Below are 24733 nucleotides of genomic sequence, written 5' to 3'. Positions count from 1 at the left end.
TTAGTTTTGATTGGATCATGGAGAAAAGGAGAGAGATCAATGAGAGCGGCAGTATTACAGGAACAAGAACAAATGGCATGTAAGGAACTTTCCACCCCGCTGCCCGGACCCGGTGAAGTCGTCATTCGTGTGCGCAACTGCGGTATTTGCGGTACGGACCAACATATCTATCACGGACATCCGGGTTCGGCGGAGGTTCATCCTCCAATTGTGCTTGGTCATGAATTAGCCGGTGAAGTAACCGGTCTTGGTGAAGGTGTCGATACGTTAGCGATTGGGGACCGTGTCACGATCGATCCCAATATTTATTGTGGAAGCTGCGAGTATTGCCGCAGCGGCAGACTTCATCTATGTGACAATCTGCAAGCGGTAGGTGTTACCCGAGATGGGGGCATGGGCGAATTCTGCGCCGTTCCGGCGGAGAATTGCTACCCTATTCCAGATACAATGAGCTTTGAAGAAGCGGCTTTGATTGAACCGCTGGGCTGTGTGCTGCACGGCTTCCGCAAGCTGAAGATCCGGCCTCAGGATCACGTATTGATCGTCGGCGGCGGATTTATCGGCCAGATCTTTTTGCAGCTGGTAAGAGCGGAAGCTGTTTCCCGGATTACGGTAAGCGATCCTGCCGTATTTAAGCATGATACTCTGCGGAAGCTGGGAGCGGACGAAGTGGTTTCTCCTTTGGACCCAGGTACCGTGGATGCGCTGGCTTCAAGTGCAGATGTTGTCATCGAATGCGTAGGGCGGAAGGATTCAGTCGAAATGGCGGTCCGCGCCGCTCGTAAGGGTGGACAGATTCTGCTATTCGGCGTGGCTGCGCCGGATGCGGAAGTTAGCATTCGTCCTTTTGATATTTTCTCCAAAGAGCTCAGCATCATGGGATCCTTCATCAATCCGTTTACTCATGCGGAAGCGATCGCTTTGGTCTCCCAAGGCAGAATTCAATTGGAGCCACTGGTCAGCCACCGCTTCACACTGGACGATTTGCCTCAGGCCATGCGCGATTATCCGAAGCTTGGCGTCAGCAAAGGGATGATCCAATTATAACTTTTAGAGGGCGCTGTTCGCTGTACAAGGACACTGACATGATATGTCGGTGTCTTTTTTTGTCCAATCATGCCAAAAGGGTCTGATTCGGTTTTCAGGACAAACGGCATTTATACTTTTGACGAATGGGAACACAGGCATGGACGGCGTATGGCTTACGTTGGTTGTCTTATTTACCGAGGTATTGTCACAGGACGGCAAAGTCGTGTACACGGATGATGACGAATACTGGGTGAACGGCTTCACTTACCATAATCCGAATGACAAAAGAATTTTTGTGCCGAAACGTGTCGGAATCGGAGATACGGTCAATACAGCGACCTTGGGTGGAAAAATGATCATATGTGGCACTGTTTTTATCGTGGCGGTGATCGTGATCGGGGTTTCCTTTATGCTGATCCGTTCCGAGCTGACGTCGCCCGAGCTTAAGGTACCTTTGACCATAAAATCGAGATCAAATACCCGATGTATTCCTACGATTTTAGCATAGACGACTTCAAGAATTAACGTTGGTTGATAGCGTACCCCGTGTTACTAAAACGAATGGGGAAGCCACAGGCCAGTACGCTCGAGGACATTTTCGCTTGAAGGAATTAGGCAAGTCCAGATTGTATATTTTTAAAAACCCTCCTTACATCCGGATGAAATTAGACGATGTGTATATTTTCTATAATGAAAAGGATCCGCTGCAGACGAAGCAGGTTTTTGAGCAGCTGCAAAAGCAAATGGGGAAATAACAGCTTTTTGCGAAAGGGAAATTCATATTTTCGATGCAAAAATAGTTCCAATCTACTAATATTCGGTAATTGACAACCATAGGTGGTTGGTATATATTGGGTTATATCGATAGTTCCTATATACTACTTGTGGCTATTAACTTATATCAGATATTTAACAAGTGTATCTACCATTAACGACAATTTCATATATTTGGCACACTAATCGAAAGGTTAGGTCGCAAAGCCTAGGAGTCTAACAGTCTTATGACTTATGATCGTCCGGTTGCAATTAACATCGTTAATGCAATCGGGCGTTTTTGCGTTCCGGGGAGGAGCTCATCTGGCCCAATCCTGGAGCAGTCAATCTGACAAAGACGGCTGATCCTGCAGGGCCAGGTCGATGGAAAGTAACGTTGACTGTTGAAGGCAAGAACATCAAGACTACTTCAAAAGGGTATAACTTAGTTTGGATAAAATAATCTAGGGAGGAATAGATTTCCAAATGAACAAACTTTTCGTCGCAAAAATGCTAACAGCATCATCTCTCCTATTGGGTACGATGACCCCATCCGTACTCGCTGCATCCAATGCATTTACTGACATCGACGGCTCCTACGCAAAGGATGCAATCAATAACTTAAAGGAAAAGGGTATCATTGAAGGTATTGATGCAGCTCATTTTAGTCCAAAGTCCGAATTGACTCGCGCTCAATATGTAACAATATTGGTACGGGCTTTGGGGCTTGAAGGAAAAGCGCCAACATCTCATCACTTTACTGACGTGCCTGATTGGGCATCCCAGTACGTGGATCTCGCTTTTGAAGCAGGGATTGTAACGGGCGTAAACGATACGCTGTTTGATCCAAATGGAAAAGTGACTCGTGAAATGGCAGCTACCATGTTAGTACGGGCACTTATGTATGAAGGAATCATTAGCAAAGACGAGGTCGCTACCCTTAACTTTAAGGATGCTGATAGCATTTCTAGTTGGGCGAAACCTTATATTGCATTGGCTCAAAAGTACGAATTGATTTCTGGCTTCCCGGACGGATCGTTCAATCCAAAAGGTATTTCCACACGCGAAATGTCGGCAATTATGGCTGATAATTTATTGAAATTTATCGAAAAGAGTACACCTCCTACTTCCGAGCCGAAACCTGAACCTAAGCCAGAACCAAAACCTGAACCAACTCCTCCAAGCACTAGTGGTGGCGGTGGCGGTGGCGGTTGGACACCACCTACAGATCCATCGGTATCAGTTAAAGGTGTATCCTTGAATAAAACTACATTGAATCTTGTTGAAGGTGGAAACACAGAAACACTAACTGCAACGATCACCCCATCGAATGCAACAAATAAAAATGTAGTCTGGTCTTCCAGCGATACTGCAATTGCAACTGTAGTCAATGGTGTTGTTACTCCTGTTAAAGAAGGAACAGCAACAATTACAGTGAAAACGGTTGACGGAAATTACACTGCAACTTGTCAGGTAGTCGTCAGTGCTAAAACTGTTGCTCCTGTAGAGATTAGCAATGTACATATTTCTTCTAACAACGCCGATCCGAAAATCGCTAAGGTTGGCGACACCATTACGCTGACATTTGAAACAAAAGAATGTGTCGAGAAGTTGAATAACTTCAAAATCAATGGTAGCAACATTGTTTCATTCTCTTCTAATGCTGTTGATCAGAATGGAGACAAATATATTAACGTTGCTACTTATGTTGTTGACGAATCTGATCCTGAAGGTATTGTTACATTCCAAATTAACGTCAAGAATGGAAATGGAATTTACTCGATTACTACTGAAGCCACAACAGACGGTAGTTCCGTTACTGTTGTAAAAGAACCTGTCGTTAATCAACCTGTAGAGATTAGTAACGTGCGCATCTCTTCTAACAATAGCGATCCATCAGTGGCAAAAGTCGGTGACACCGTTACACTGACATTTGACACTAAGGAACACGTTGAAAAACTTAATAACTTCAAGATCAATGGCAGTAACCCAACCACTTTCGATTCTGTGGTAAGTACAGTAAGTAACGATGTGTACGTTAACACTGCTGCTTATGTAATTGAAGAGTCTGACCCAGAAGGTCCTGTGACGTTCCAGATCAATGTTAAGAATGACGCTGGTTACTACTCGATTACTACCGAAGCAACAACTGATGGCAGCTCCGTTACGGTGGTAAAAGAACCGGTAATTGAACAGCCAGTCGAAATCAATAACGTAATTATCAAATCAAGTAACGCTGATGCGACTAAGGCTGTAGTTGGAGACACTATTACGTTGACATTTACAACAAAAGAAGAAGTATTCAAATTGGGTAATTTCAAAATCCATGGAAACAACCCAGATATCTTCTTCTCTACTGACAACGGCAATGAGTGGATTAACACTGCTACTTATGTTGTGCAAGACTCCGATCAAGAAGGATCTGTAAACTTCCAGATCAATGTTAAGAACGCGGCGGGAATTTATTCGATTACTACTGAAGCAACTAGCGATAATAGCTCGGTCACTATTGTAAAAGAGCCTGTAGTTGAAAACCCTGTGGAGATCAGTGACGTAAGTATTGTTTCTAGCAACGACGACCCTTCATTGGCTAAAGTAGGCGACACTATCACGCTCACCTTTACAACCAAAGAAGAAGTGTTCAAACTTGGAAACTTTAAAATCAACGGCAGTAATCCAACTGACTTCACTTCAGTCGATGACGGTAATGGCGGATGGAAGAACGCGGCAACATACGTAGTGGAAGAGTCCGATCCAGAGGGTAAGGTTAACTTCCAGATCAATGTTAAAAATGACGCAGGAATTTACTCTGTCACAACAGAGTCCACAACAGATGGAAGCTCTGTAACTGTAGTTAAAACAGCTCCTGTTATTAGCAAAGTAAGTATTAAGTCAAGTAATAAAAATTCATCCTTCGCTATGACTGGTGACTTGATTACATTAACTTTTAAGTCTAACCAAGAAGTATCTAAGCTTAGCAACTTCAAGATCAATGGCAGCAACCCAAAAGCATTCCAATCTGTTAAGTATGATGGAGATAAGTTGTGGTCAAACACTGCTACTTATGTCGTTGACGAGTCCGACAAAGAAGGATTGGTTAACTTCCAGATTAACGTTAAAAATAAAGCAGGTCTGTACTCGATCACAACTGAAGCCACATCTGATAATAGTTCCGTTACAGTGGTTAATCCAATAAAATCACAAGATTTTGCTTATTGGGTCGATGCCACTCCTGAAAGTGCAGGTTATAATGTAGGATTCCAAATTAACCTGAACATGCTACCGTATGAAAATATCTACAAGATCGAAGTATCTCTAGAAGATGCTAACGAAAATACAATTGCGAAGCGTACTGCTACTGGTTCTCAGATTTACAAACTGAAATCAGATGATGAAACCTATGGCGATCTTGATGGTCAATTGAGTGCATCGTTTATTAAACGCAGTGAAGCATCTTCAAATGAATATTGGGATAGTTCAGCATACGACTTTTCTACCCCTGCAAAAGCAGTAATCACAATAACAGACAATAAAGGTCGCGTATACAAAAACGAGAATAACAATCTATCTGGAACGTCTGGTGAAGTCTCTAATCCCCAAGACTTTTTGCAAGCTCAAGATTTTGCATATTGGTTTGACGCTACTTCCAGTGGTGCAGGGTACAACGTAGGATTTAAGATCGATCTTAACAAGCTTCCATACGATAAGATCAAACAAATCCAAGTTTCACTCGAAGACGGTAGCGGAAACATACTTGCAACACGTACAGCTACTGGAGATAAAATTGTAAAGCTGCAAGCAGACGATGCGCTTTATGGTGAAGGCGAAAATAAACTTGATGGTCAACTGAGCGCGGCATTCATCTATCGTAATAGTGAAGCTTCAAATGAATATTGGGACAGTTCAGCTTATGATTTCACTACTCCTTCGAAAGCAGTAATTACTATCATGGATGACACGAACCGCATTTATAAAGTTGTTAATAATAACTTGACTGGTGAAGTATCAGGAGAAGTTCCTAATCCACTGGACTACGTACAACCACAAGACTTTGGATTTTGGCCTGGCGCTGACCCAGAATTAGGTAATGCATACAATGTAGGCTTTAAAATTGTTGATCTTACCAATCTTCCATATGAAATGATTAAGAGCATTGAAGTGTCTCTATTGGACGAAATCGGAAATGTAATAGCTACAAACACAGCTACTACTAATGTTACCGTTGGTGATGCTACTTATAATCAAATCGAAGAGTTGCAGAAGATAGATGATGAGTATGGCGGTGTAGATGGACAACTTAGTACCCCATTTTTCAACCGTGATAGTGTTGTAAATAGCAAGATGTGGACTTTTGGTGAGTATGATATCACAAAAACCCCTGCAAAAGTAGTAATCACGATAACTGACAAATCAAACCGCGTCTTTAAGGTTGAAAAAATCAACCTTGTACGTTAAATCTCTAACTCGAGTCCGGTAATTTGGACTTAAATAAAACAAAACCGCCAGCCTATACAGGTACTGGCGGTTCTTTATTTTTGTGAGACTATATACACAAAAAGATATTGTATTTTGGAAAATAAGCTGTGATTGCAGTTCCTCATAACCGGTATTTTTGCTAGAAAAAAATAATATATTTAGTTCCAGTGATGCAAACTCGTTCGATTTAAAACAGGCCATCTGTAGGAAATTACAATCATGTCCATCCGAAAAGGAGCTGATTAACGAAATGAATGCAAGATCATGGACCGCGCAGTGGATCTGGGGAGGCGACGAGGAAAGTCCCCGTAATGAATGGCGCTGCTTCCGGAAAGCTTTTGAACTACCTGCGGAAGCGTTAGAGGTGGCTTGGCTGCACTTGGCCGCGGATTCCCGCTATATTCTCTACGTTAACGGAGAACGGGTTGGCCGGGGGCCGGTACGCTCTTGGGGCGAAGAACTGTTTTACGACTCTTATGAAGTAGGACATCTCCTGCGTGCAGGAGAACAGAATGTCATCGCGGTTCATGTGCTGCATTTCGGTTTAACGAACTTCTATTATATTCGGGGCAGAGGCGGGCTGTTGGCTGAGCTCGAATGCTTCTATCAATCAGGCGCTGCGGCTGCTCCAGTAGACAAAGCAATGCTAATCTGCAGCGACGATACATGGTCAACCTCGAGGCTCCTTGCGCAGGGTCCCTACTCACCGCGCATGTCCTGTCAGCAGGGCTTTGCCGAAATATATGATGCAAGAGCATGGGATGAGCGATGGGTGCCGATCGATTATCAGGAAGAAGGACCGGATTCAACATGGGAAAAGGCCAAATGCATCGGGCCGGCAGGTATGGATCCTTGGAAGCGGCTTAAGCCAAGAGACATTCCCTTTTTGACAGAGGAGAAAATATATCCTTCCCGCCTTGTGTCGCTTCGCCGTGTAAAGGCTCCGTCCTGGACGGCAGCGATGGATCTGAGGGCAGCTATGATGCCAGACAGTATAGAGCATGCCAATCCGGTAAGCTATGTCGGCTATCTGGCAGGGGAGCTTATCTTGAAGCAATCCGGCAAGGTAACCCTGGGATTTCCGGGCGGCTGGCGGACAGAGAAGGTGTGGGTGAACGGCAAGCTATGCACGGATTGGTTTGGGGACACGCCCGAACGATATTGTTCTTTGGATCTGGATGCGGGAGAATATTTCGTGCTGATCGACGTTACGTCATGGGATCACGGAGGAAGCTTTCATCTCGCTGTGGATGCGGGTGTACCACTGCAATGGAAGAAATCTGCAGAGAAAATGGAAGAGCCAGAGACGCCGTTTGTGCTGATTGGACCTTTTGATACCGCGGTTCATATCGATCATCAGGACCCACAGCAGCTGAGGCTGGATCATCCGGAATATTTGAAAGCTGCCGGAGCCGCTAATAGGAAGGAGCTTCAGGATCTGAGCAGATGGATACATCCATTGCCGGGTGCCCTGTACTGTGAAGATGATGTGTTTGGTGCCAGCGTATGGACGGTAGAGGCGCAGCTCTACAGTATACCGTCCCAGCTGGAGCGTGCGATTATGCCAACGCCGGAGCCTGCGGTCATTCCCTGGGTGGAAAATAGTACGGATGATTATGAAATCGTTATTGATGTAGGCCGGGAAACGACGGGGTTCATCGGCTTCGAGGTTGAGGCTGGGGCAGGCACGGTCATAGATATTTGTGGTATTGAGTATATACGCGACGAATTCAGGCAGCACACCTACGGATTGGACAATACGATCCGGTATGTATGCCGCGCGGGCAGGCAGCGCTATTTGTCACCGATCCGCCGAGGTTTCCGTTATATGGTGCTGACGGTGCGAGACGCTGCTGCACCTGTGAAGCTGTATGAGGTGTATGTCCACCAAAGTACGTATCCGGTGACGAATGCAGGGGCTTTTCAATGCTCTGACCCGCTGCTCAATGAAATATGGAATATCAGCCGCCACACGACCAGGTTGTGCATGGAGGATACGTTCGTGGATTGCCCTTCGTATGAGCAGGTATTTTGGGTGGGAGACAGCCGGAATGAGGCCCTGGTCAACTATTATGTTTTTGGCTCGCTGGATATCGTGAAAAGATGCCTTCATCTCGTTCCGGGCTCCAAAGATATGTCCCCGCTCTATATCGATCAGGTGCCAAGCGGTTGGAGCAGCGTCATTCCGAACTGGACGTTTTTCTGGTCTATCGCCTGTTTGGAGTATGTAGAGCATTCCAATGATGTTGGTTTTGCCGTAGATATTTGGCCAGCTGTACGATATACACTGGAGCATTACCTGCAGAAGCTGAATGCGGAAGGGCTGCTCGATATGCGGGGATGGAACCTGCTGGACTGGGCCCCGATCGATCAACCGAATGAAGGAGTTGTGACACATCAAAATTTGCTGCTTGTACTCGCGCTGAGGAAGGCTGCTGAGCTTGCACGGATCGCAGGCAAAGATGCAGAAGCTGCAGAGCTATTTCTTCAAGCGGCAGATAAACTGTCATCGGCAATTAATGCCCATCTGTGGGAAAAACAGCAGCAGGCGTATCTAGACTGCATCCATTCGGATGGAAGACGTTCGGATATCTTCAGTATGCAGACGCAGGTGCTGGCTTACCTTACCGGAGTGGCATCCGGTAGACGCAAAGAGATTATCGGTTCGTATCTGCTTAATCCTCCTACGGCTTTCGTCCAGATCGGTAGTCCTTTCATGTCTTTCTTTTATTATGAGGCGCTGGCTGAAGCCGGGCGGTATGAGCAGATGCTAAGCGATATTCGGTCCAATTATGGACAGATGCTGCGCTATGATGCCACGACCTGCTGGGAGATGTACCCGAATTTTTCGGAAAACCGGGCAAGCAAGGATCTCTTGACCCGAAGCCACTGCCACGCCTGGTCGGCGGCACCCGGATATTTTCTGGGTCAGAGCATTCTAGGCGTGAAGCGTGCCGATCCTGGTTGGACCCGCATCCTCATTGAGCCTCAGCCATGCGATCTTACCTGGGCTAGAGGCAGCGTGCCTTTGCCGCAGGGCGGCAGGATTGATGTAAGCTGGGGCGTGGATGGCGACACGATGGACATCAGCGTATCTGCGCCTGGCAGTGTAGAGGTAGAGGTACGCGTACCACAAGGAATGCAGAAGCAAATAAGAATGGTGGAAAGCAAATAAGGATACCGCTGAGTGATTACCGTACCGCTTCAAGTGTATATATGTTCTCCATACCGTCAGTGCACTGGCGGTATTTTTTTATTTTTCCAGAGTTTTTAAATGCATTTCTTTTTTTGAAGTTTTGGTATTTTTCCTATTGCAATATACAGTTAAACTATATATAGTATAACTATACAGTTACACGATATAAAGCAACACTGAACAGAAGGGGGAATTTATTTTGAAAAGAGACAAAAATCTACCGCTGACCGAAACGGTTTATTATATACTCCTCGCTTTGCTTGAACCTGCGCATGGATACTTGATTATGCAAAAGGTAGAGGAGCTCAGCGCGGGCCAGGTACACATGGCTGCCGGCACGCTTTACGGGGCGGTGGATAATCTGCTCAAGCAGAAATTGATCCAGCCCGTTCAAAGTGAGGACAGCCGCCGCAAGGTATACGTCATCACAGACAGAGGACGGGAGATCCTGCGCCAGGATTATGGCCGCATGCACCACATGATTGAAATGACGAATAAGATAATGGGATAAGGGATGGGGACCGTCATGAAGAAAATGAAATTTTTTACGAATTTTGACCGTGAAGAACAGTGGCTGAATGAGATGGCCCGGCAGGGTAATGTATTGATCAGAAGAAAACCATTCGGTTACGAATTTGCACAGGTTCCACCGGAGAACGCGAACTTCCGGATGGATTACCGCACCTTTAAAAGCCGGCAGGATTTTGAAGATTACAAAGCATTGTTCGAGGATAGCGGCTGGACTCATGTTGCCGGAACCAAGAGCTCGGGTTCGCAATATTTCAAGCAAACCAGAGCCGAGGGAAGCGAGGATATCTTTTCCGATGTGGATTCCAAGGCTGCACGGTATAAACGGTTTTCCGATATGTGGTTTTCGCTGGCCTGCTGCTTTGTACCGCTGTTTGCGGCGCTCATCGCAACGGATGCGATTAAGCTATCGGCTTTTCTGAATCCTAAAGAGCTGTATTATACGCCTGGATTATGGGATATGAGCGGTGGAGAGTTTTGGAGAGCCCTTCTTTTTGAAACGCCGTTTGCGTTTTTCCGGGGCTTTAGCTGGCTGGTCATCCCGGTGATGATTGTGGCATATAGCGTATTTGCGTACAAGGCCAAAAAGCAGTATGCAAAGACGCAGCAGGGCCGGTAACAGTGATTTTTCAATAAAAACAGCGGGATGCAGCTTAGACTGCGGCCGCTGTTTTTTTGTGATGATATCATAAGAAATGGAAAAAAAGTTCGTTATAACGATTGACGATAAAGCGTTTTCATAATAATATGAGATCAGTTTTCCCAATGACTAACTTGGCAACTGCACAGCGGAGAAAGGAGGAGGGCATTTCTGTTTGTGCAAACGTTTGCTCATCTGTGATAAAACTCGAAGTTCATTTTTGAGGAGGCCTTATATGAGTTCTGTGAAGAAAAAGCAGCTTCGCATGTATTCCCTGTTTACGGCCATTCTTATGACGGTACAGCTCATTGCAGGTTCGTTCAGTCCTATTTTTGCTGATACTGCAACTGAAGGGGCGGACAGAGTGATACCGGTCCTGGAGCCTGACACGCAGCCTAAGGCGGCGGCCAATGAAGCGGCGAACGGTGCTGCTGGACTTAAGCCTGATGAACTTATCGAGCAGCCAGGAGGCACTTCCAAATGGTACGTGGCCGGCAGTTTCCAAGGCTGGAACAATACTTCCGAAGATACAAGGCTAAAGCATCTGACTGGTGATTTCTATGAATATTCCGCCGTGCTGGAAGCGGGCCATCATGAATTCAAGATCGTTAAGAACGGAACCTGGGACGGATTTTCCAATAACGGGAACAATTTCGCCTTCGATCTTGGCGAGGCTGCGAGAGTCAATTTTTACGTGAATGAGAAACTGGGCCAGGCTCGAATCAATATCCCGAATGTACAGGGCCTGCCTCAGTATGCACCGAAACTGCCAGAGGAGCAGTGGCCAAGACTGGTGGGTAACATTCAGCCGGTATTTGGCGAAGGAGAATGGGCTCCTGCCGAGGCGAAGCAGATGTTTGTCGATACGAAGTTCGACGGCTCGGTCTACGAGCTTCAGCGCTCTGTGCCGGCAGGCAATTATGCCATGAAAGTGGTGCTGGGAAACACTCGGGACGGTACCAAGAATTACGGGAATAGCAGCGGCGACGATTTTATCCTGAATACCCTCGATCCGGCCGATGTCATATTCTCCATTGATTTGAGCCGGGAAAAGCCGGAGCTGAGCACCAATTACAAGCCGGCGGACGCTTCCTATGACGGAAAAATCAATAAGAGCAAGCTTTACTTCGATTCGCGCTCGATCACGTACAAGAAGCCTTTTGGAGCCGTTAAAGAGACAACGGAGGATCTGACCCTCCGCATCGCTGCAGAAGCCGGTGATGTGCAGGCGGCCCGGGTGGAACTGACGAATCCGGGAGGACTTTCCACAGCCTATGACATGCACCTCGCAACCTCCTTCGGTGGCCAGGATTATTGGGAGATTACGATCCCCAAGACAGCATTTCAAGGCATAGGCGTATGGAATTATAAATTCATTCTGATCGACGGGATGACCAAGGTGGAATATGGGGATGACGCTACGCGCGGAGGCATAGGGACAACAGCAGATGATGGCGTCCTTCCTTACGATCTGACCGTATACAAGAGTGATTTCGTGACCCCGGACTGGATGAAAAATGCCGTGGTCTATCAAATTTTCCCAGACCGTTTCCTCGACGGCAATCCTGCGAACAACCGGGCTAAAATCGTGGATGGTTACCGCGGGGGAGCTCTCCCGGGAGAAACCATGACCGTCAAAAACGGGCATAAGCTGCAATTCTTCGATGGCGGCGTAGCCAATGATCCTGCTCCGGAGGATGTGGCTGGGACATGGAAAGACGTTCCGGAGAATCCGGACCGTGTGCTTCCAGAGAACAAACCTTATTATCCGGACGCCAAGAGTGACGGAATCTGGACCAACGAGTTCTACGGCGGCGATATTCAGGGAGTGGGCCAAAAGCTGGATTACCTGAAATCGCTCGGTGTGAACGTTATTTACTTCAATCCCGTCGCATGGGCAGCCTCCAACCATAAATACGATGCCACCGATTACAAGCATCTGGATCCGATGTTTGGGCAGCCGGTATACAACATCCCGGGCGATCCTACCTCGGGCCTGAATTATGAGCAGACTAGAGCCGCTTCCGACCGGGTATTCACCGAGTTTGCGAAGCAGGCACGGGCGAAGGGCATCCGGCTGATTGTGGACGGTGTCTTTAATCACGTAGGGGACGACTCTATTTATTTTGACCGGTATGAGAAGTATCCGGAGATCGGCGCTTATGAATTTTGGTCCAAGGTCTATGACAAAATGAATGCCGATGCAAGTGTAACCCGTGATAAGGCGGAGCAGGAGACAATCGCTTCCTTTACCTCGAAGGTAAATCCGGCTACGAGCAAAAATTATGTATATCCGGACGACTTCGACTTTACGAAATGGTTTAAGGTCACGAATGAAAAGGTCGACGGGCACTACAAATACGAAGGCTGGTGGGGGTTTGATTCCCTTCCTGTCATTGATGCACCTGAGCCTGCAGCCGGTGATTCCGCTGGACTTCCGGGCAATCATGAATGGAACGTGCAGGGATACCGCGATCAAGTCATCGGACATGATCTGACTGGTTTATTGGATGATCAGGCTGGCAAGCAGATGCAGGAAGCCAATTCCCAGCGCTGGGAGTGGCTCGGAGCCCGCGGGTGGCGGCTGGACGTCGCTCCAGATGTATCCTCGGGAACCTGGGAACAGTTCAGAAAGGCGGTCAAGTCGACAGCAGGCCGTTCGGACAGCAACGGAGAAACGATTGATGATCCGATTATTTTAGGCGAAGAGTGGGGCGTTGCGACCAAGTTCCTCTTGGGGGATCAGTTCGACTCGGTCATGAATTATCGCTTCCGCAACGCTTTGCAAACGTTTGTCCTGAACGGAAACGCCGCCCAGTTCAACGACGCGCTGGAGTCCATTCGCGAGGATTATCCCCAGGAAGCGTGGGAGGTTATGCTGAATCTGGTCGATTCGCATGACACCATTCGGTCGATTACGAAATATCAGAATCCGACTTGGGAGGAGGAGCATCTGAAGATTGCTCCAAGCCCAACAAATCAGGCGATGAGCATGCAGGCGCTTACGGCTATTTTCCAAATGAGCTACCCAGGAGCGCCGACCATCTACTATGGCGATGAAGTCGGGCTTGAGGGCACCAAGGATCCCGATTCCCGTCGTACCTTCCCTTGGGATCGCGTCAGCGAATCGGGTGGCAATTATACCGGTACTGGAGATTACGCGAATTTATTCGCGACCTATCAAAAGGCAGCAGAAATCCGTAATGAGAACGAGGCCTTCCGAACAGGCAGCTTGAAAGTGGCGTACGACAAGGGCGACGTCATTGCTTATGCTCGGAAAACGGATGCCCAGGCAGGATTGGTCGTTATTAACCGTGGAAACAGTGACGTTACGGTGAGCCTTGATGCAGCGGGATTTCTGCCTTCGGTTATCGGTTTTACCGATCTGTTGGGAAGCGGCACGAAGGTCCAATTTGTGGATGGCAAAGCCAATTTGACGGTCAAAGCAATGACTGGCTTGATGATGACTTCGGATGGAGCGCTGGAGATTGTCCCTTCAGTGACCCATGTCAAGGCGACCGCAGGCAATCTCTCTGTTAGCCTGGAGTGGGACGCTGTCCAGGGAGCCGATGCATATCACATATACCGTTCGCCGATTGAGGGAGGCTCACTGGAGCAAGTAGGAATCGTCAGCGGTACGACCTGGACCGATACAAGCGTTCAGAACGGAATGAAATATTATTACACGGTCACAGCCGTTAAAGGCCAGGGAGAAAGCAGTTTGAGCGAATTCGCGACGGCTACGCCTTTCTATTCCATACATTCGGTAGAGATTACACAGCCATCTACCCCTGTGACCTTGGGCGCCGGTCATACGACCTCGCAAATTCAAGTCACCCTGGATATTCCGGGATTATCTGATGAATCTGCCTATACCGGAAAAGAAATGCCGGGCGTTACTGCCAAGTTGGCATTTTATAAGGAAGGTACGGACGAATCGGATGCGGCTGAAGTGAAGCTGCGTTACCTACAGGATACCTCGGACGGGAAAAAAGTGTACTGGGCGGTATTCGAACCGACAGAGGCGGGAGCCTATCACTACTTTGCTAAGGTGTCTACCAATCATGGGGAGACCTATACCGAATCGGCGAAGTCTTCTGTTGATGTGTACGCTGATCCGAATGACATGACGCCGCCGGGCAAGCCTGTCCTGGCTCCGATCAACACGGAATCCAACCGGGCTCAGCTTGCGTGGACGGCGGAAGGCGACGACATCTACAAGTTCGAAATCTATCGGAAACAGGACGGGGGCAATTTCAAAAAGCTTGCCGTTCTTGACGGGGCAGCCCGTTCGTACACCGATTTTACGGTAAGCAACGATACGACTTACATTTACAAGGTCGCAGCAGTGGATTCATCTTATAACCGTTCAAACTCCGATGAGCAGAGCGTTACGCCTAAGCTTGTCATGGTTGACGTCAAACTTCGTCTCCATCTGCCGAGCTACACGCCGGTTCAGGACGATATTTACATTGCCGGAGATTTTAACGGATGGAATCAGGCCGGAGGCAAGCTGAATGTCCCGAGCGGAGCGACCACTCGTGACGTCGTGGAGTACAGCTTCAAAATGATGGCCGGAAAAGCGATTCAATACAAGTATACACGGGGAACTTGGGTGACAGAGGCGTTGACCTCTCACGCCCGTCTGGCTGACGATACAGCCGATATGAGTAATTATGCGTATTCTTCAGAGGATACCAACATGAAGCTGACTATCCAGAACCAAGGCGGCAACCGGATGACCATCGATGATTACGTTCTCCGCTGGGTGGATATGCCGATGATCATCACGCTGCCCCGGACCTCCTATGGGGATGCGATAGCTTATGAAACGGACGCCGAGCAATTTACTTTGAAGGCCAACGTACCTTACGGTTCGAATGTGACGATTAACGGACAGCCGATTCCGGCAGATACGATGGATGATAGAGGAAACGTAGAGGTAACGGGAATTCCACTGGCGCCAGGGCTTAACCGTTTCAGCGTACATGCCGAGCCAAGCGCAGAAACGCTAAATTTGCCTTGGTATAAGGACCAGGGGCGTGCTGGCAAGGCAACCAAAACGATTGAACTTTCCATTACCCGCACGGGTGGGGGAGGAGAGCCGAAACCGGTACGCGTAACGGGCGTGACGCTCACTCCAGGTACGCTGAATTTGACGGCTGGCGGAGCTTCCGGTCAATTGATCGCAGCCGTGCTGCCTGACCAGGCATCGGATAAATCGGTTACGTTCACGTCAAGCGACGATTCCATTGCCAAGGTGGATAGAGCCGGAGCTGTAACACCGCTTAAGGCAGGGACGGCAATCATTACAGTGACGACTCATGATGGTCAATATCAAGCGAAAAGCACTGTCGTTGTGTCCAAAAAAGACGGGAATACCGGAAATGGCGGGCAAGAAGGCAGCGACGGCAATACGAGTGGAGGAAGCAGTTCGCAGGGCAATCAAGGCAGCGGTACGGCGAATCCAGGCCATGGTCAAAGCGGCAAGGATGCCAAGACTGTCGTTTTCACCGCAGAACAGATCAAAGCAGCGGTCAGCAGCCAGGGAGGCAGTGTGGTTACACTGGATGCGGGAAGCGCCGGGAAGGTGCTTCTGCCTGTGCTGACAGCCGGTATGCTGCAAGGGAAAGCGCTGCAGTTGAAGCATAGAAGCGACCTACTCACCATTCCGGCAGCGGTGCTCGAGCAGTTTTCGGCCTCTGGCTCAGCCCAGGCGGCAGGTCTGCAAATTGCTCTGAATATGGAAACGGTCGGCAAGGATGCAGCCGGGGAACTGTTATCAAAGGCAGGCAGCGCAGCCCATGCCAATCTGGTGCAAGCCTCTGAAATCTATGATTTCAAGCTGTGCTTGATCGATGGAAACGGCAAGGTTGTGAAGGAAATCAAGGAATTTAACAAGCCCTTGCTGCTGGACCTAAAGGTAGACAGTCATGCGAACCAGGAACGCATTGCCGTTTATGATCTAACAGATGACGGCAAGATTAAGTTTATCGGTGGAAAGCTGAATACGGACGGAACCATGACGACGGAGCTTCAGCATTTTTCGAAATATGGCGTACTGGAGTTCAATAAGAGCTTTAAGGATTTGGCAGCCGATCATTGGGCATCAGGTGCGGTATCTTATTTGGCAGCCAAACAGATTCTTACGGGCACGACGGCTGATCTGTTCGATCCTAAACGCAGCATTACACGGGCCGAATTTGCCGCGCTGATCGCGCGAGCTTTGGAATTAAAAGCGGAGCACCCGGCCAAATTCGCGGATGTGCCTGCAGATCAGTGGTATTCGGCATCCGTTGCGGCTGTTAATGAGGCGGGTATTGTGCAAGGCCGTTCACAGACGGCATTTGAACCAAGCGCCTTGATTACACGTGAAGAGATGGCCGTTATGCTGATCCGGGCTTATGAAGCGAAGAATCATACCCAGCTTGACGGTACGGGAGCAGGAGCAGCTCTTCCATTTACAGATTCGGCCGGAATCAGCGATTGGGCGAAGGATACCGTTCAAATGGCGGCGAAGCTGAAACTGCTGACTGGTGACGGAAACCATCAATTTATGCCTCAGGGCAAAGCCACCCGCGCGGAAAGCGCACAGGTGATTTATAAGCTACTAACCGCAAGATAAGAGTGCAATTATGATTTAATAAAAACAGCAGCTTCGGTCCTTATATTTTCGGACCGGGCTGCTGTTTTACGTTTATCAGAAGTGGGCTACTCCAGCAACAAAGAGATGTATATAAATGCCGCATATAAGAGAACGGGAATGCAGAGGCCAATGATTACGGATACGTAGAACCATGGTGACCGCACCGTGTCGTTCAAGCCTAATTCCTGGCTTAACTCTTTGAGGGAGTGTTTGTTTATATGCTCGCGCTTAATCTGGCTGGAGAAGCTGTTCAGCAGGTGCTCGGCCTCATCCTCATTCATCACCGATATTTCATTCCACAGCTCCGAGTGTTTCCTACGGAGCTCCTCAATCCGTCCATTCTCCTGTGGTGTCTCCGTCATAAGCTCACTTCCATTCCTTATATATTTCCACGTGAATGCGAATGCATCGTTTATATACATAACATGATTGATATCAAAAAGTTACAGATTATAGTATATTTCCCTTGTAGTATAACCAACCCGTTTTTATTTACAAAAATAATTTGAAACTTTTTCACGCTCTCCTCAGTCTAACGGGCATAACAGCATTCAAGAACTTAGGGTGAAGCCATACGATAAGTGCTTTTCAGCCGCCAGGGGGTGAAGAAACTGAAAGGAAACGCGAAATTAACCGAGCAGGAGTTTAGCGAACGGATCGAATCCTGTAAAGAGAAGCTATACCGTTTTGCTTATTGTTATGTAAAAAATGAACAGGAGGCTTTGGAGATCGTATCGGAAGCAACGTACAAAGCCTATCTTTCTTTTAAAAACATGAACAATCCGGAGTACTTTGAGACATGGATCAGCCGGATTGTAATCAACTGCGCATTGGATTATATGAGGAAAAATAAAAGGTACACCTACATGGAGGACAGCGCGGTCGAATTTTCCACCATGGAAGGGCCGGTGTCTTTGGAAGAGAAGTGGGATCTATACGAGGCGCTGGATCAGCTTCAGCCGGAAGATAAGGCATTTATTATTCTAAAATATTTTGAGGACAAGCGCTTCAAGGATATGGCGGAAGTGTTATCCCTCCCGGAAAACACCGTCAAGACCAAGGTTTACCGAATCCTGGCCAAGCTCAAAAAACATTTAATCAAGGAAGGGGTGGATATGACATGACAGGAAAAGATCGCTACGAAAATATAGAAATTCCATCCCACCTCTCCGAGGTAATTCATGAAGCCACGCAGCGGGGACGCATGCACAAGCGGAAAATGAGATGGCTTCGCGGATCGTCCGTTCTTGTTGCCGCTTGCGCAGCTCTGATGACCACCGTTAATGTACCTGGTGTTGCCATGGCTTTATCCGATGTACCCGTCGTCGGGTCGATCGTCAAGGTGCTGCAAGTTGGCGGCGGTGGTGAACGTACGGACGGCGTTGCCGTGACAACGACGGTGCAGGAGAATACGCTGAATATCCACTTTACGATTGGCGGCGAACAAACCACGAGTGCTCCGGCCTACACGGTCGAACACAAGGAAGCGCCAAACCGTCTGATCTTCACCTTTAACGGCGTACGGAATCTGGATGGCGAGAAATTGAAACAGGATATCGGTGCTCTATCGAATGTAAAGGATGTCTACAACAATATCATTTTGGATGATTCGATGGTCCGGTTTGTGGTGGAGCTCAAGGATAACGTCGATTATTCCGTGTCGGAGTACCAGAAGCCCGGGTATATCCAGCTGAAGCTGTTTGGTGCAGAGAAAAAGGAAAAGGCTCATGAGGTCTTCTATGTGCGGAGCCAGGGGATGGAGCTTGGCGAGACGCTGGGATTTCTTGACGAGCAGTATACCCAGGACGGCAGCAGCGTCATCAAAACAAAAGACGGCAAGTATATCGTGGCGTTGGGCGGTTTTGCTACCCGCAGCGAAGCGGAGGAGCTTCTTCAGAAGCTGTCCGCACGCGAGGATTACAACGAACCGCTTTATGTCGACAGCTGGATGAGCAATGAAAATCCGAAGTAGACCTTAACGAGATCGATTGGATCATGAAAAGGGGTTCCTTGGGCCATGGATGGCGCCGGGGGACCCTTTTTTGGCATGCCACTAAGCATGCTTGGCTCCCATAGCCTCCGCCTGATCGAGCCAGCGCTTGCGCTTTTCCGTGGATAACAACTTCACGGTATTCACTTCGGTAATACGCACCGGGTTAATGCCGCTGAACTTCAGGATGCCGCGCTTCATGATCGTATGTCCAGCCCGTTTGAGAACGAGGCGGTAATACCAGGATGGTGAATCCATCGTGACCAGCAATCTAGCGGTTTTTCCTACGAGCAGCTTCTTGGCAATCAAGGTGTCCGGCGCGGAGGTAAACGCAAACCCCGGCAGGAATACCCGGTCGATGAAGCCTTTCATAATGGCAGGCATGGTGCCCCACCAGGTTGGATATATCCATACGAGATGATCTGCCCAGAGAATGACTTCCCGGGCTGCGACCAGATCGGGTTCAAGCTCGGTCCGCTTGCGGTATCCGTACTGTAAAATAGGACTAAAATCCATAGCGGCGAGATCGAGTATGCGGACGCTTGCTCCGCTGCCTTCGGCTCCCCGGATGTAGGCCTGTGCGAGCGCGTGACAGTAGCTTTGGGTATCGGAATGGCCGATAATGACCACGATTTTTTTCATAAAGGATTTCCTCCTCAGATGGCATGATTGTGCTTCGTTTTCACGCAGCGGCTGATTGCCGTGTTAAAATAAAGCCAAGATCATCATAAACGGGAACGCATCACCAGTGACATGACTAAACGCGCGAATAACATGATCATTTGCGTCAGCGGAGGGGAAGACAAGTTGAAAAAGGAAGATGTATCGGTATCCATGCTGTGGCCTATTCGAAAATTGATCGTGATGAAGGGTTATGACTGGGATGCTTTTTGCATAGAAGCGGGTATCGATGGCGGGCTGTTCAGCCAGACTGAGGCGAGGATCGAAGCAGGGGAACTCGAACGTATCGTGCAAGCGGCTGCCGATTTTACGGGGGATCAGGCCTTTGGGCTTCATCAGGGACAGTCCATGAACATCTCCGACCTAGGAGTGCTGGGATATGTCATGTTCCATTCGAAAACCATTGGCGAGGCACTTGTGGCGTATCAAAAATACAATTACGTCGTTTGCAGCCAGTACAATATCGAGCTCGAACATGCAGGAGCAAACATCACCCTTCGTCTGTTCCTGAATTATTCGGTCCATGGCTTCAGTCGTCACTGCATTGAGGATATGGCCGTTTCCCTGATTCAAATCATGCTGCAGCTCAGCGGCAGGCCGATTAAGCCTCTTGGAGCTGGTTTCTCGCATGAACGGTGCGCTCCGGAGGAGGAATATATGGCGGCTTTAGGGATAGCGCCGCTGTTCGGGCAAGAGGAGAATACACTCACGTTTACGAGGGACATGCTTGATTTTCCCGTAATAGGAGCGGATACGCGCCTGCTAGGCGTTTTTGAAACGATTGCGGAGGAAGTGCGGGTGAAGCTGGCGCAAGGCTCGGTCCTGTCATCCCGCCTGCGGGAGTGGATTTTATCGTGCATGCCGTCCTTTTTCCCCACACTGCAGGACGCGGCCCGGGAGATGAAGCTGAGCGCAAGAACACTGCAGGCCCGGTTAAAAGAGGAGCAGACGACGTATAACCGGCTGGCCAATGAGGTCCGAAGGGAACTGGCGATCCGCCATCTGGCGCAGCCGGAGCACACGATCGCCGAAATCGCCTATCTGCTCCATTTTTCCGAGCCAAGCTCGTTCCAGGCTGCCTTTAAAAAATGGACGGGAACAGCGCCGGGTGAATACCGGCAGCAGCTATTTGCTTAGCTGACGTAAAAAGCAGCACCAAGAAGCGAGAGAACGAACCCATTCCAGAGAGGGCAGCTTGGCGAGGCGCGATTCGTTGGATGAAGCTCCTTTCGTTAACAAAAAAAGGAGTGTCCCATGTCAACGGACCTTTGGGACACTCCTTTTGCAAGTTGGATATATAGCATAATAAATACAGTAGGAAAAGCAATAAACAATGATTTATCCTAACTCGGCATGGTCCTGCAGGGTTATCGCAGTATTTTGGCAATGATGAAGTTCAAACATGATGATTTCATTGATTCCGGCCTTCAAGAACGGGGCAGGAATATAAAGGGTTTTCTGCGGGCCAATTTCCCAGTATCGTCCAAGATTATGTCCATTAACGAAAGCTACGCCTTTGGTCCAGCCTTCAAAATTCAGGAACGTATCCGCAGCATGCTCCACATGAAAGGTCCCTTTATAGAATGCGGAAGTTCCTTTGTCAGGACCCTGCATCCCGCGAGTTGCCGCAGCTGTTTCTTCCGCTTCCTGCGTCACGTGAGCAGCTTTTGCAGCTTCTTCTGCGAAGTTCAATTGTTCAACATTGTTTAGTGGGAGGGGATGAATCGTCCAGCCGTACAGAAACTGGTACCCTAGCCGCACGCCTTCCGTAATTCCCTTCGGATCTTTCATGAGAGGTCCATAATTGGTCCGGCCCATATTCTCGACCAGAATTTGCAGCTTGGCGCCTTCCGGAGGAATGGTCAACTTGATCGGCTGTGTATGGTTCATCCGGTCGATTACGCCTTGGTATTCACCGTTTACGAAGATCAGCGCGCGGTCGCGAACCTCCTGCAGCACAAGCTCACTTTCTGCTCGTGGACCGGTAACCTCTGTTGTGTAGAGTATGAATCCGTAATCCTGATCCAACTCTTCCATTGTCAGAGGAACGCTACTCTCTACTGAAGCCGCGAGGCTGGATAAAGCGTCGAAAAGCGACACCCGTTCCGTCAGCTCAACCTGTCCATAGCCTTTTTTTGCAATCGGCTCCGGCAGCTCCAGCTCCGGAAGATCCACGTACTCCGACAGCGTCTCCCGGAATGCATAGAATTTGTCCGTCAGATCGCCGCATTCGCTGATCGCAGCATCATAGTCATAGCTTGTCGTGGTAGGGCCATAGCCTTCTTCACCACAGTTGGCGCCGTTATAGAAGCCGAAGTTGGTCCCGCCATGGAACATGTAGAAGTTAACCGATGCTCCGGCCTCAAGCATGTGCCCGAATACTTCGGCCGCTTCCGCTGCATCGCGTGTATGATGCGACTTGCCCCAGTGATCGAACCAGCCGTTCCAGAATTCCATGCACATATCCGGATGATCCTGCTGATATTCGCCCAGCTTGGCAAAGGCTTCCGTCACCCTTGATCCGAAGTTGACCGTTTCAAGAACCCCCGGAACCATTCCGCCCTGCAGCATAAAGTCTCCGGGACCGTCCGAGGTGAAGAGCAGCACGTCGATTCCGCGGGAAGTCATCGCTTCCTTCAGATGGTTTAGATACTTCTTGTCATTTCCGTAGCTTCCATATTCATTCTCGATTTGCATGGCGATGATCGGTCCACCGTTCGAGTGTTGAAGAGGGGCAAGCTTGGGCAGCAACACATCATAGTATGCATCTACATGATCCAGGAATGGCTTATAGTCGCAGCGGAGCCTCATGCTCGGGTCTTTAAGCAGCCACGCCGGCAATCCGCCAAACTCCCATTCCGCACAGATGTAAGGACTTGGCCGGACGATCACATATAGCCCAAGCTCACCCGCGATTTTGATAAAGCGGACGAGATCGGCGATACCCTCGAATACAAACTCGCCTTTTCTAGGCTCATGGATATTCCAGGCGACATATGTTTCCACCGTATTGAAGCCGCATGCCTTTAATTTTTGAAGCCGGTCTGCCCAGTACTCGGGCACAACCCTGAAATAGTGGATTGCTCCCGAGATGATGCGGACAGGTTCTCCGTCAATGACAAACTCTTTTCCTCTGATTTCTAGCCCTTTCACTTAAGGTCCCCTCTTTTCCTCGGCTGCCGTAATTTCCGACAGCATCAGTCGATTTTTATTTCGTAAAGACTTACTGTTACTGGCTGCTCATTTTTTTGTGATAGGCCTCAGTCATTTCATCCGCCACCTGCTTGAGGGTTGGATCATTGCGCAGCTGTTCGATGAGCGTGTCATAGCTTTCAATCGTATCTTTGCCGATGATGACCTTCGTACGCATGTCCGTCACTTTTTTCTTAATCTCAGGGAAGTACTTGTTATAGGCTTCGGAATACAGCTCGTTGCCAGGGTTCGGCGTCTGGATTGTTTTGCGCTCATTCACGATTTCAATGTTACGGTTATAGACATCATCCGGCATGCCGACGGCACCGATCGACATATCATCGCTAATGAGGTGGATCAGGTTGTTCATATTGCCATCGCCCAAATGGTCTTTTTCGCTTTGAGGCGTCGGGATTTTACGACCGTTCTCGACATTGTAGTGCACGCCTTCGATACCATAGGTAGCCAGCTCATTGCCTTCTTTACCGTATGCATAGTCGAAAAACTCCAGAATTTTCTTCACTTTTGCCTCAGGAACCTTTTTAGGAATCAGGTAAACGCCATAATACGGTACTCCGGATGGTGTATATTTCTCTCCAGCGGCGTTTTCCAGATAAGTAATTGGCATATAGTCGGCTGTAGGAACAACGTCACGGATTTTCGAGCCTGTTACCCAGGCATGGTTCATGGATTGGGAAGTACCACCTGCGTTACCCCCACGAATCAGGTCAACGGTTTGAGAGTATTTCATGATGGCAAAGTCTTTCGGGAACAGGCCCGCATCAAATGCTTTTTTGAGCCAGAGAACGGCATCGCGGGACGCATCCTCGGTAATGACCGGAACGAGCTTGTCGTCCTTCAGCTTCCACTCTCCCTGAGTTCCGTTGAACACGCCGTAAACGAAGTTCATCGTATCAGGGTTGGCCGCATACGCAATTTCATCCGCTTGTCCATTTCCGTTCGGGTCTTTCTCCTTGAATGCTTTCAGGACATCGAAAAATTGATCCATATTCGTTGGTGTCTGCATTCCCAGCTTATCCATCCAGTCCTTACGAAGGATCGGGAATGCGCCACCGCCATAGCTCGGATAATAACGCGGAATAACGTAGTTTTTGCCATTCACTTTGGAGTCGTTCCACATTTCTTCCAGGTTCGGTGCGCTGAGGTTCTTATAGTCCTTGATGTAAGGGGACAGATCCCAGAAAACGCCCTGCTGGATCATCTTCTGCAGCTGGGGATTGATCAGGGATTCAACGAACGTTACTTCAGGCAGATCGCCGGAAGCGAGCATGACGTTGATTTTTTCCTCGGACGTCGATGGCGACAGCCAGGTGATATCCAGCTTGGTGTTGGTGCGTTTCTCGAATTCTTTCCAAATCACATTTGTATTGTCAATAAATTCAGTAGCGTAGTTCAGCGTCTGCATCTGGATCGGCGTTGGGCCGGATGAATCGCTTGATGCACCCTTGGAACCACCGCATGCCGTCAGCAGAACGCTAGCGCCCAGCATGACCAGCATGGATTTCATCATCAATGATTTCTTTTCCTGTTTTCTTGGTGGATTCATTTTCTATAACCTCCTTTTAAATGGGCAATACCTGT

At 48.6% G+C, this 24733-nt stretch carries 15 protein-coding genes and 1 riboswitch; of the genes, 11 read left to right on the top strand and 4 right to left on the bottom strand.

Annotated features, from left to right (window positions below; all coding sequences use genetic code 11):
• Window positions 1–39: 39 nt before the first annotated feature.
• The 8 genes from MUG84_RS10415 to MUG84_RS10380 all read left to right on the top strand — a co-directional run bounded on the left by MUG84_RS10415 (window position 40) and on the right by MUG84_RS10380 (window position 17247).
• Complete coding sequence (locus MUG84_RS10415; RefSeq protein ID WP_244724813.1) at window positions 40–1047, top strand: zinc-dependent alcohol dehydrogenase family protein; 1008 nt, start codon at window positions 40–42, stop codon at window positions 1045–1047.
• Window positions 1048–1186: 139 nt separating this feature from the next.
• On the top strand, window positions 1187–1537 hold the full coding sequence (locus tag MUG84_RS10410) for a DUF5808 domain-containing protein (protein WP_244724811.1): 351 nt from the start codon (window positions 1187–1189) through the stop codon (window positions 1535–1537).
• 94 nt (window positions 1538–1631) lie between these two features.
• Window positions 1632–1784 carry a hypothetical protein gene (locus tag MUG84_RS10405; protein WP_244724809.1) on the top strand — a complete coding sequence of 51 codons (153 nt, stop codon included), beginning with the start codon at window positions 1632–1634 and terminating at the stop codon, window positions 1782–1784.
• Window positions 1785–1969: 185 nt separating this feature from the next.
• A riboswitch (cyclic di-GMP riboswitch) is annotated at window positions 1970–2057 on the top strand.
• Window positions 2058–2268: 211 nt separating this feature from the next.
• The gene (locus MUG84_RS10400; RefSeq protein ID WP_244724806.1) at window positions 2269–6237 is read left to right on the top strand and encodes an S-layer homology domain-containing protein; all 3969 of its coding nucleotides are present in this window, start codon (window positions 2269–2271) and stop codon (window positions 6235–6237) included.
• A 271-nt stretch (window positions 6238–6508) separates the two neighbouring features.
• Window positions 6509–9433 (top strand): family 78 glycoside hydrolase catalytic domain, encoded by a 2925-nt coding sequence (locus MUG84_RS10395; RefSeq protein WP_244724804.1) that lies wholly within the window; start codon window positions 6509–6511, stop codon window positions 9431–9433.
• Window positions 9434–9653: 220 nt separating this feature from the next.
• Window positions 9654–9965, top strand: coding sequence for a PadR family transcriptional regulator (locus tag MUG84_RS10390; RefSeq protein WP_244724803.1), 312 nt, complete (start codon window positions 9654–9656; stop codon window positions 9963–9965).
• A 15-nt stretch (window positions 9966–9980) separates the two neighbouring features.
• Complete coding sequence (locus tag MUG84_RS10385; protein WP_244724802.1) at window positions 9981–10601, top strand: DUF2812 domain-containing protein; 621 nt, start codon at window positions 9981–9983, stop codon at window positions 10599–10601.
• 256 nt (window positions 10602–10857) lie between these two features.
• A complete protein-coding gene (locus MUG84_RS10380; protein ID WP_244724800.1) occupies window positions 10858–17247 on the top strand; it encodes an alpha-amylase family glycosyl hydrolase in 6390 nt (2129 codons plus the stop codon).
• An 86-nt stretch (window positions 17248–17333) separates the two neighbouring features.
• Here MUG84_RS10380 and MUG84_RS10375 read toward each other — a convergent pair whose 3' ends face one another.
• Complete coding sequence (locus tag MUG84_RS10375) at window positions 17334–17630, bottom strand: hypothetical protein (RefSeq protein WP_244724792.1); 297 nt, start codon at window positions 17628–17630, stop codon at window positions 17334–17336.
• Window positions 17631–17849: 219 nt separating this feature from the next.
• On the opposite strand from MUG84_RS10375, the gene MUG84_RS10370 reads away from it, so the two are divergent.
• Both MUG84_RS10370 and MUG84_RS10365 read left to right on the top strand, forming a co-directional pair.
• A complete protein-coding gene (locus MUG84_RS10370) occupies window positions 17850–18392 on the top strand; it encodes a sigma-70 family RNA polymerase sigma factor (RefSeq protein WP_244724787.1) in 543 nt (180 codons plus the stop codon).
• Complete coding sequence (locus MUG84_RS10365; protein WP_244724784.1) at window positions 18389–19240, top strand: SPOR domain-containing protein; 852 nt, start codon at window positions 18389–18391, stop codon at window positions 19238–19240. The genes MUG84_RS10370 and MUG84_RS10365 overlap by 4 nt, the downstream gene beginning before the upstream one ends.
• An 81-nt stretch (window positions 19241–19321) precedes the next feature.
• Here MUG84_RS10365 and MUG84_RS10360 read toward each other — a convergent pair whose 3' ends face one another.
• Entirely contained in the window at window positions 19322–19900 is a 579-nt protein-coding gene (locus tag MUG84_RS10360) for an NAD(P)H-dependent oxidoreductase (protein ID WP_244724775.1), read from the bottom strand.
• A 165-nt stretch (window positions 19901–20065) separates the two neighbouring features.
• Here MUG84_RS10360 and MUG84_RS10355 point away from each other — a divergent pair, with 165 nt between their 5' ends.
• Window positions 20066–21076, top strand: coding sequence for an AraC family transcriptional regulator (locus tag MUG84_RS10355; RefSeq protein WP_244724772.1), 1011 nt, complete (start codon window positions 20066–20068; stop codon window positions 21074–21076).
• 201 nt (window positions 21077–21277) lie between these two features.
• Here the strand turns inward: MUG84_RS10355 and MUG84_RS10350 are convergent, their stop codons facing one another.
• Both MUG84_RS10350 and MUG84_RS10345 read right to left on the bottom strand, forming a co-directional pair.
• A complete protein-coding gene (locus MUG84_RS10350; protein ID WP_244724770.1) occupies window positions 21278–23092 on the bottom strand; it encodes a glycoside hydrolase family 35 protein in 1815 nt (604 codons plus the stop codon).
• 76 nt (window positions 23093–23168) lie between these two features.
• Window positions 23169–24698, bottom strand: coding sequence for an extracellular solute-binding protein (locus tag MUG84_RS10345; protein ID WP_244724768.1), 1530 nt, complete (start codon window positions 24696–24698; stop codon window positions 23169–23171).
• Window positions 24699–24733: the final 35 nt, after the last annotated feature.

Source organism: Paenibacillus mangrovi (assembly GCF_022898935.1).
GTDB lineage: Bacteria > Bacillota > Bacilli > Paenibacillales > Paenibacillaceae > Paenibacillus_AQ > Paenibacillus_AQ mangrovi.
The sequence above is the reverse complement of the archived record's forward strand: the minus strand, read 5'-3'. Positions and strand labels throughout refer to the sequence as shown.

Bases quoted from the DNA above. Each gene is read 5' to 3' on its own strand.
- MUG84_RS10415 (WP_244724813.1), top strand. From the start codon at position 40: ATGAGAGCGGCAGTATTACAGGAACAAGAACAAATGGCATGTAAGGAA.
- MUG84_RS10410 (WP_244724811.1), top strand. From the start codon at position 1,187: ATGGACGGCGTATGGCTTACGTTGGTTGTCTTATTTACCGAGGTATTG.
- MUG84_RS10400 (WP_244724806.1), top strand. From the start codon at position 2,269: ATGAACAAACTTTTCGTCGCAAAAATGCTAACAGCATCATCTCTCCTA.
- MUG84_RS10395 (WP_244724804.1), top strand. From the start codon at position 6,509: ATGAATGCAAGATCATGGACCGCGCAGTGGATCTGGGGAGGCGACGAG.
- MUG84_RS10385 (WP_244724802.1), top strand. From the start codon at position 9,981: ATGAAGAAAATGAAATTTTTTACGAATTTTGACCGTGAAGAACAGTGG.
- MUG84_RS10380 (WP_244724800.1), top strand. From the start codon at position 10,858: ATGAGTTCTGTGAAGAAAAAGCAGCTTCGCATGTATTCCCTGTTTACG.
- MUG84_RS10375 (WP_244724792.1), bottom strand. From the start codon at position 17,630: ATGACGGAGACACCACAGGAGAATGGACGGATTGAGGAGCTCCGTAGG.
- MUG84_RS10365 (WP_244724784.1), top strand. From the start codon at position 18,389: ATGACAGGAAAAGATCGCTACGAAAATATAGAAATTCCATCCCACCTC.
- MUG84_RS10360 (WP_244724775.1), bottom strand. From the start codon at position 19,900: ATGAAAAAAATCGTGGTCATTATCGGCCATTCCGATACCCAAAGCTAC.
- MUG84_RS10345 (WP_244724768.1), bottom strand. From the start codon at position 24,698: ATGAATCCACCAAGAAAACAGGAAAAGAAATCATTGATGATGAAATCC.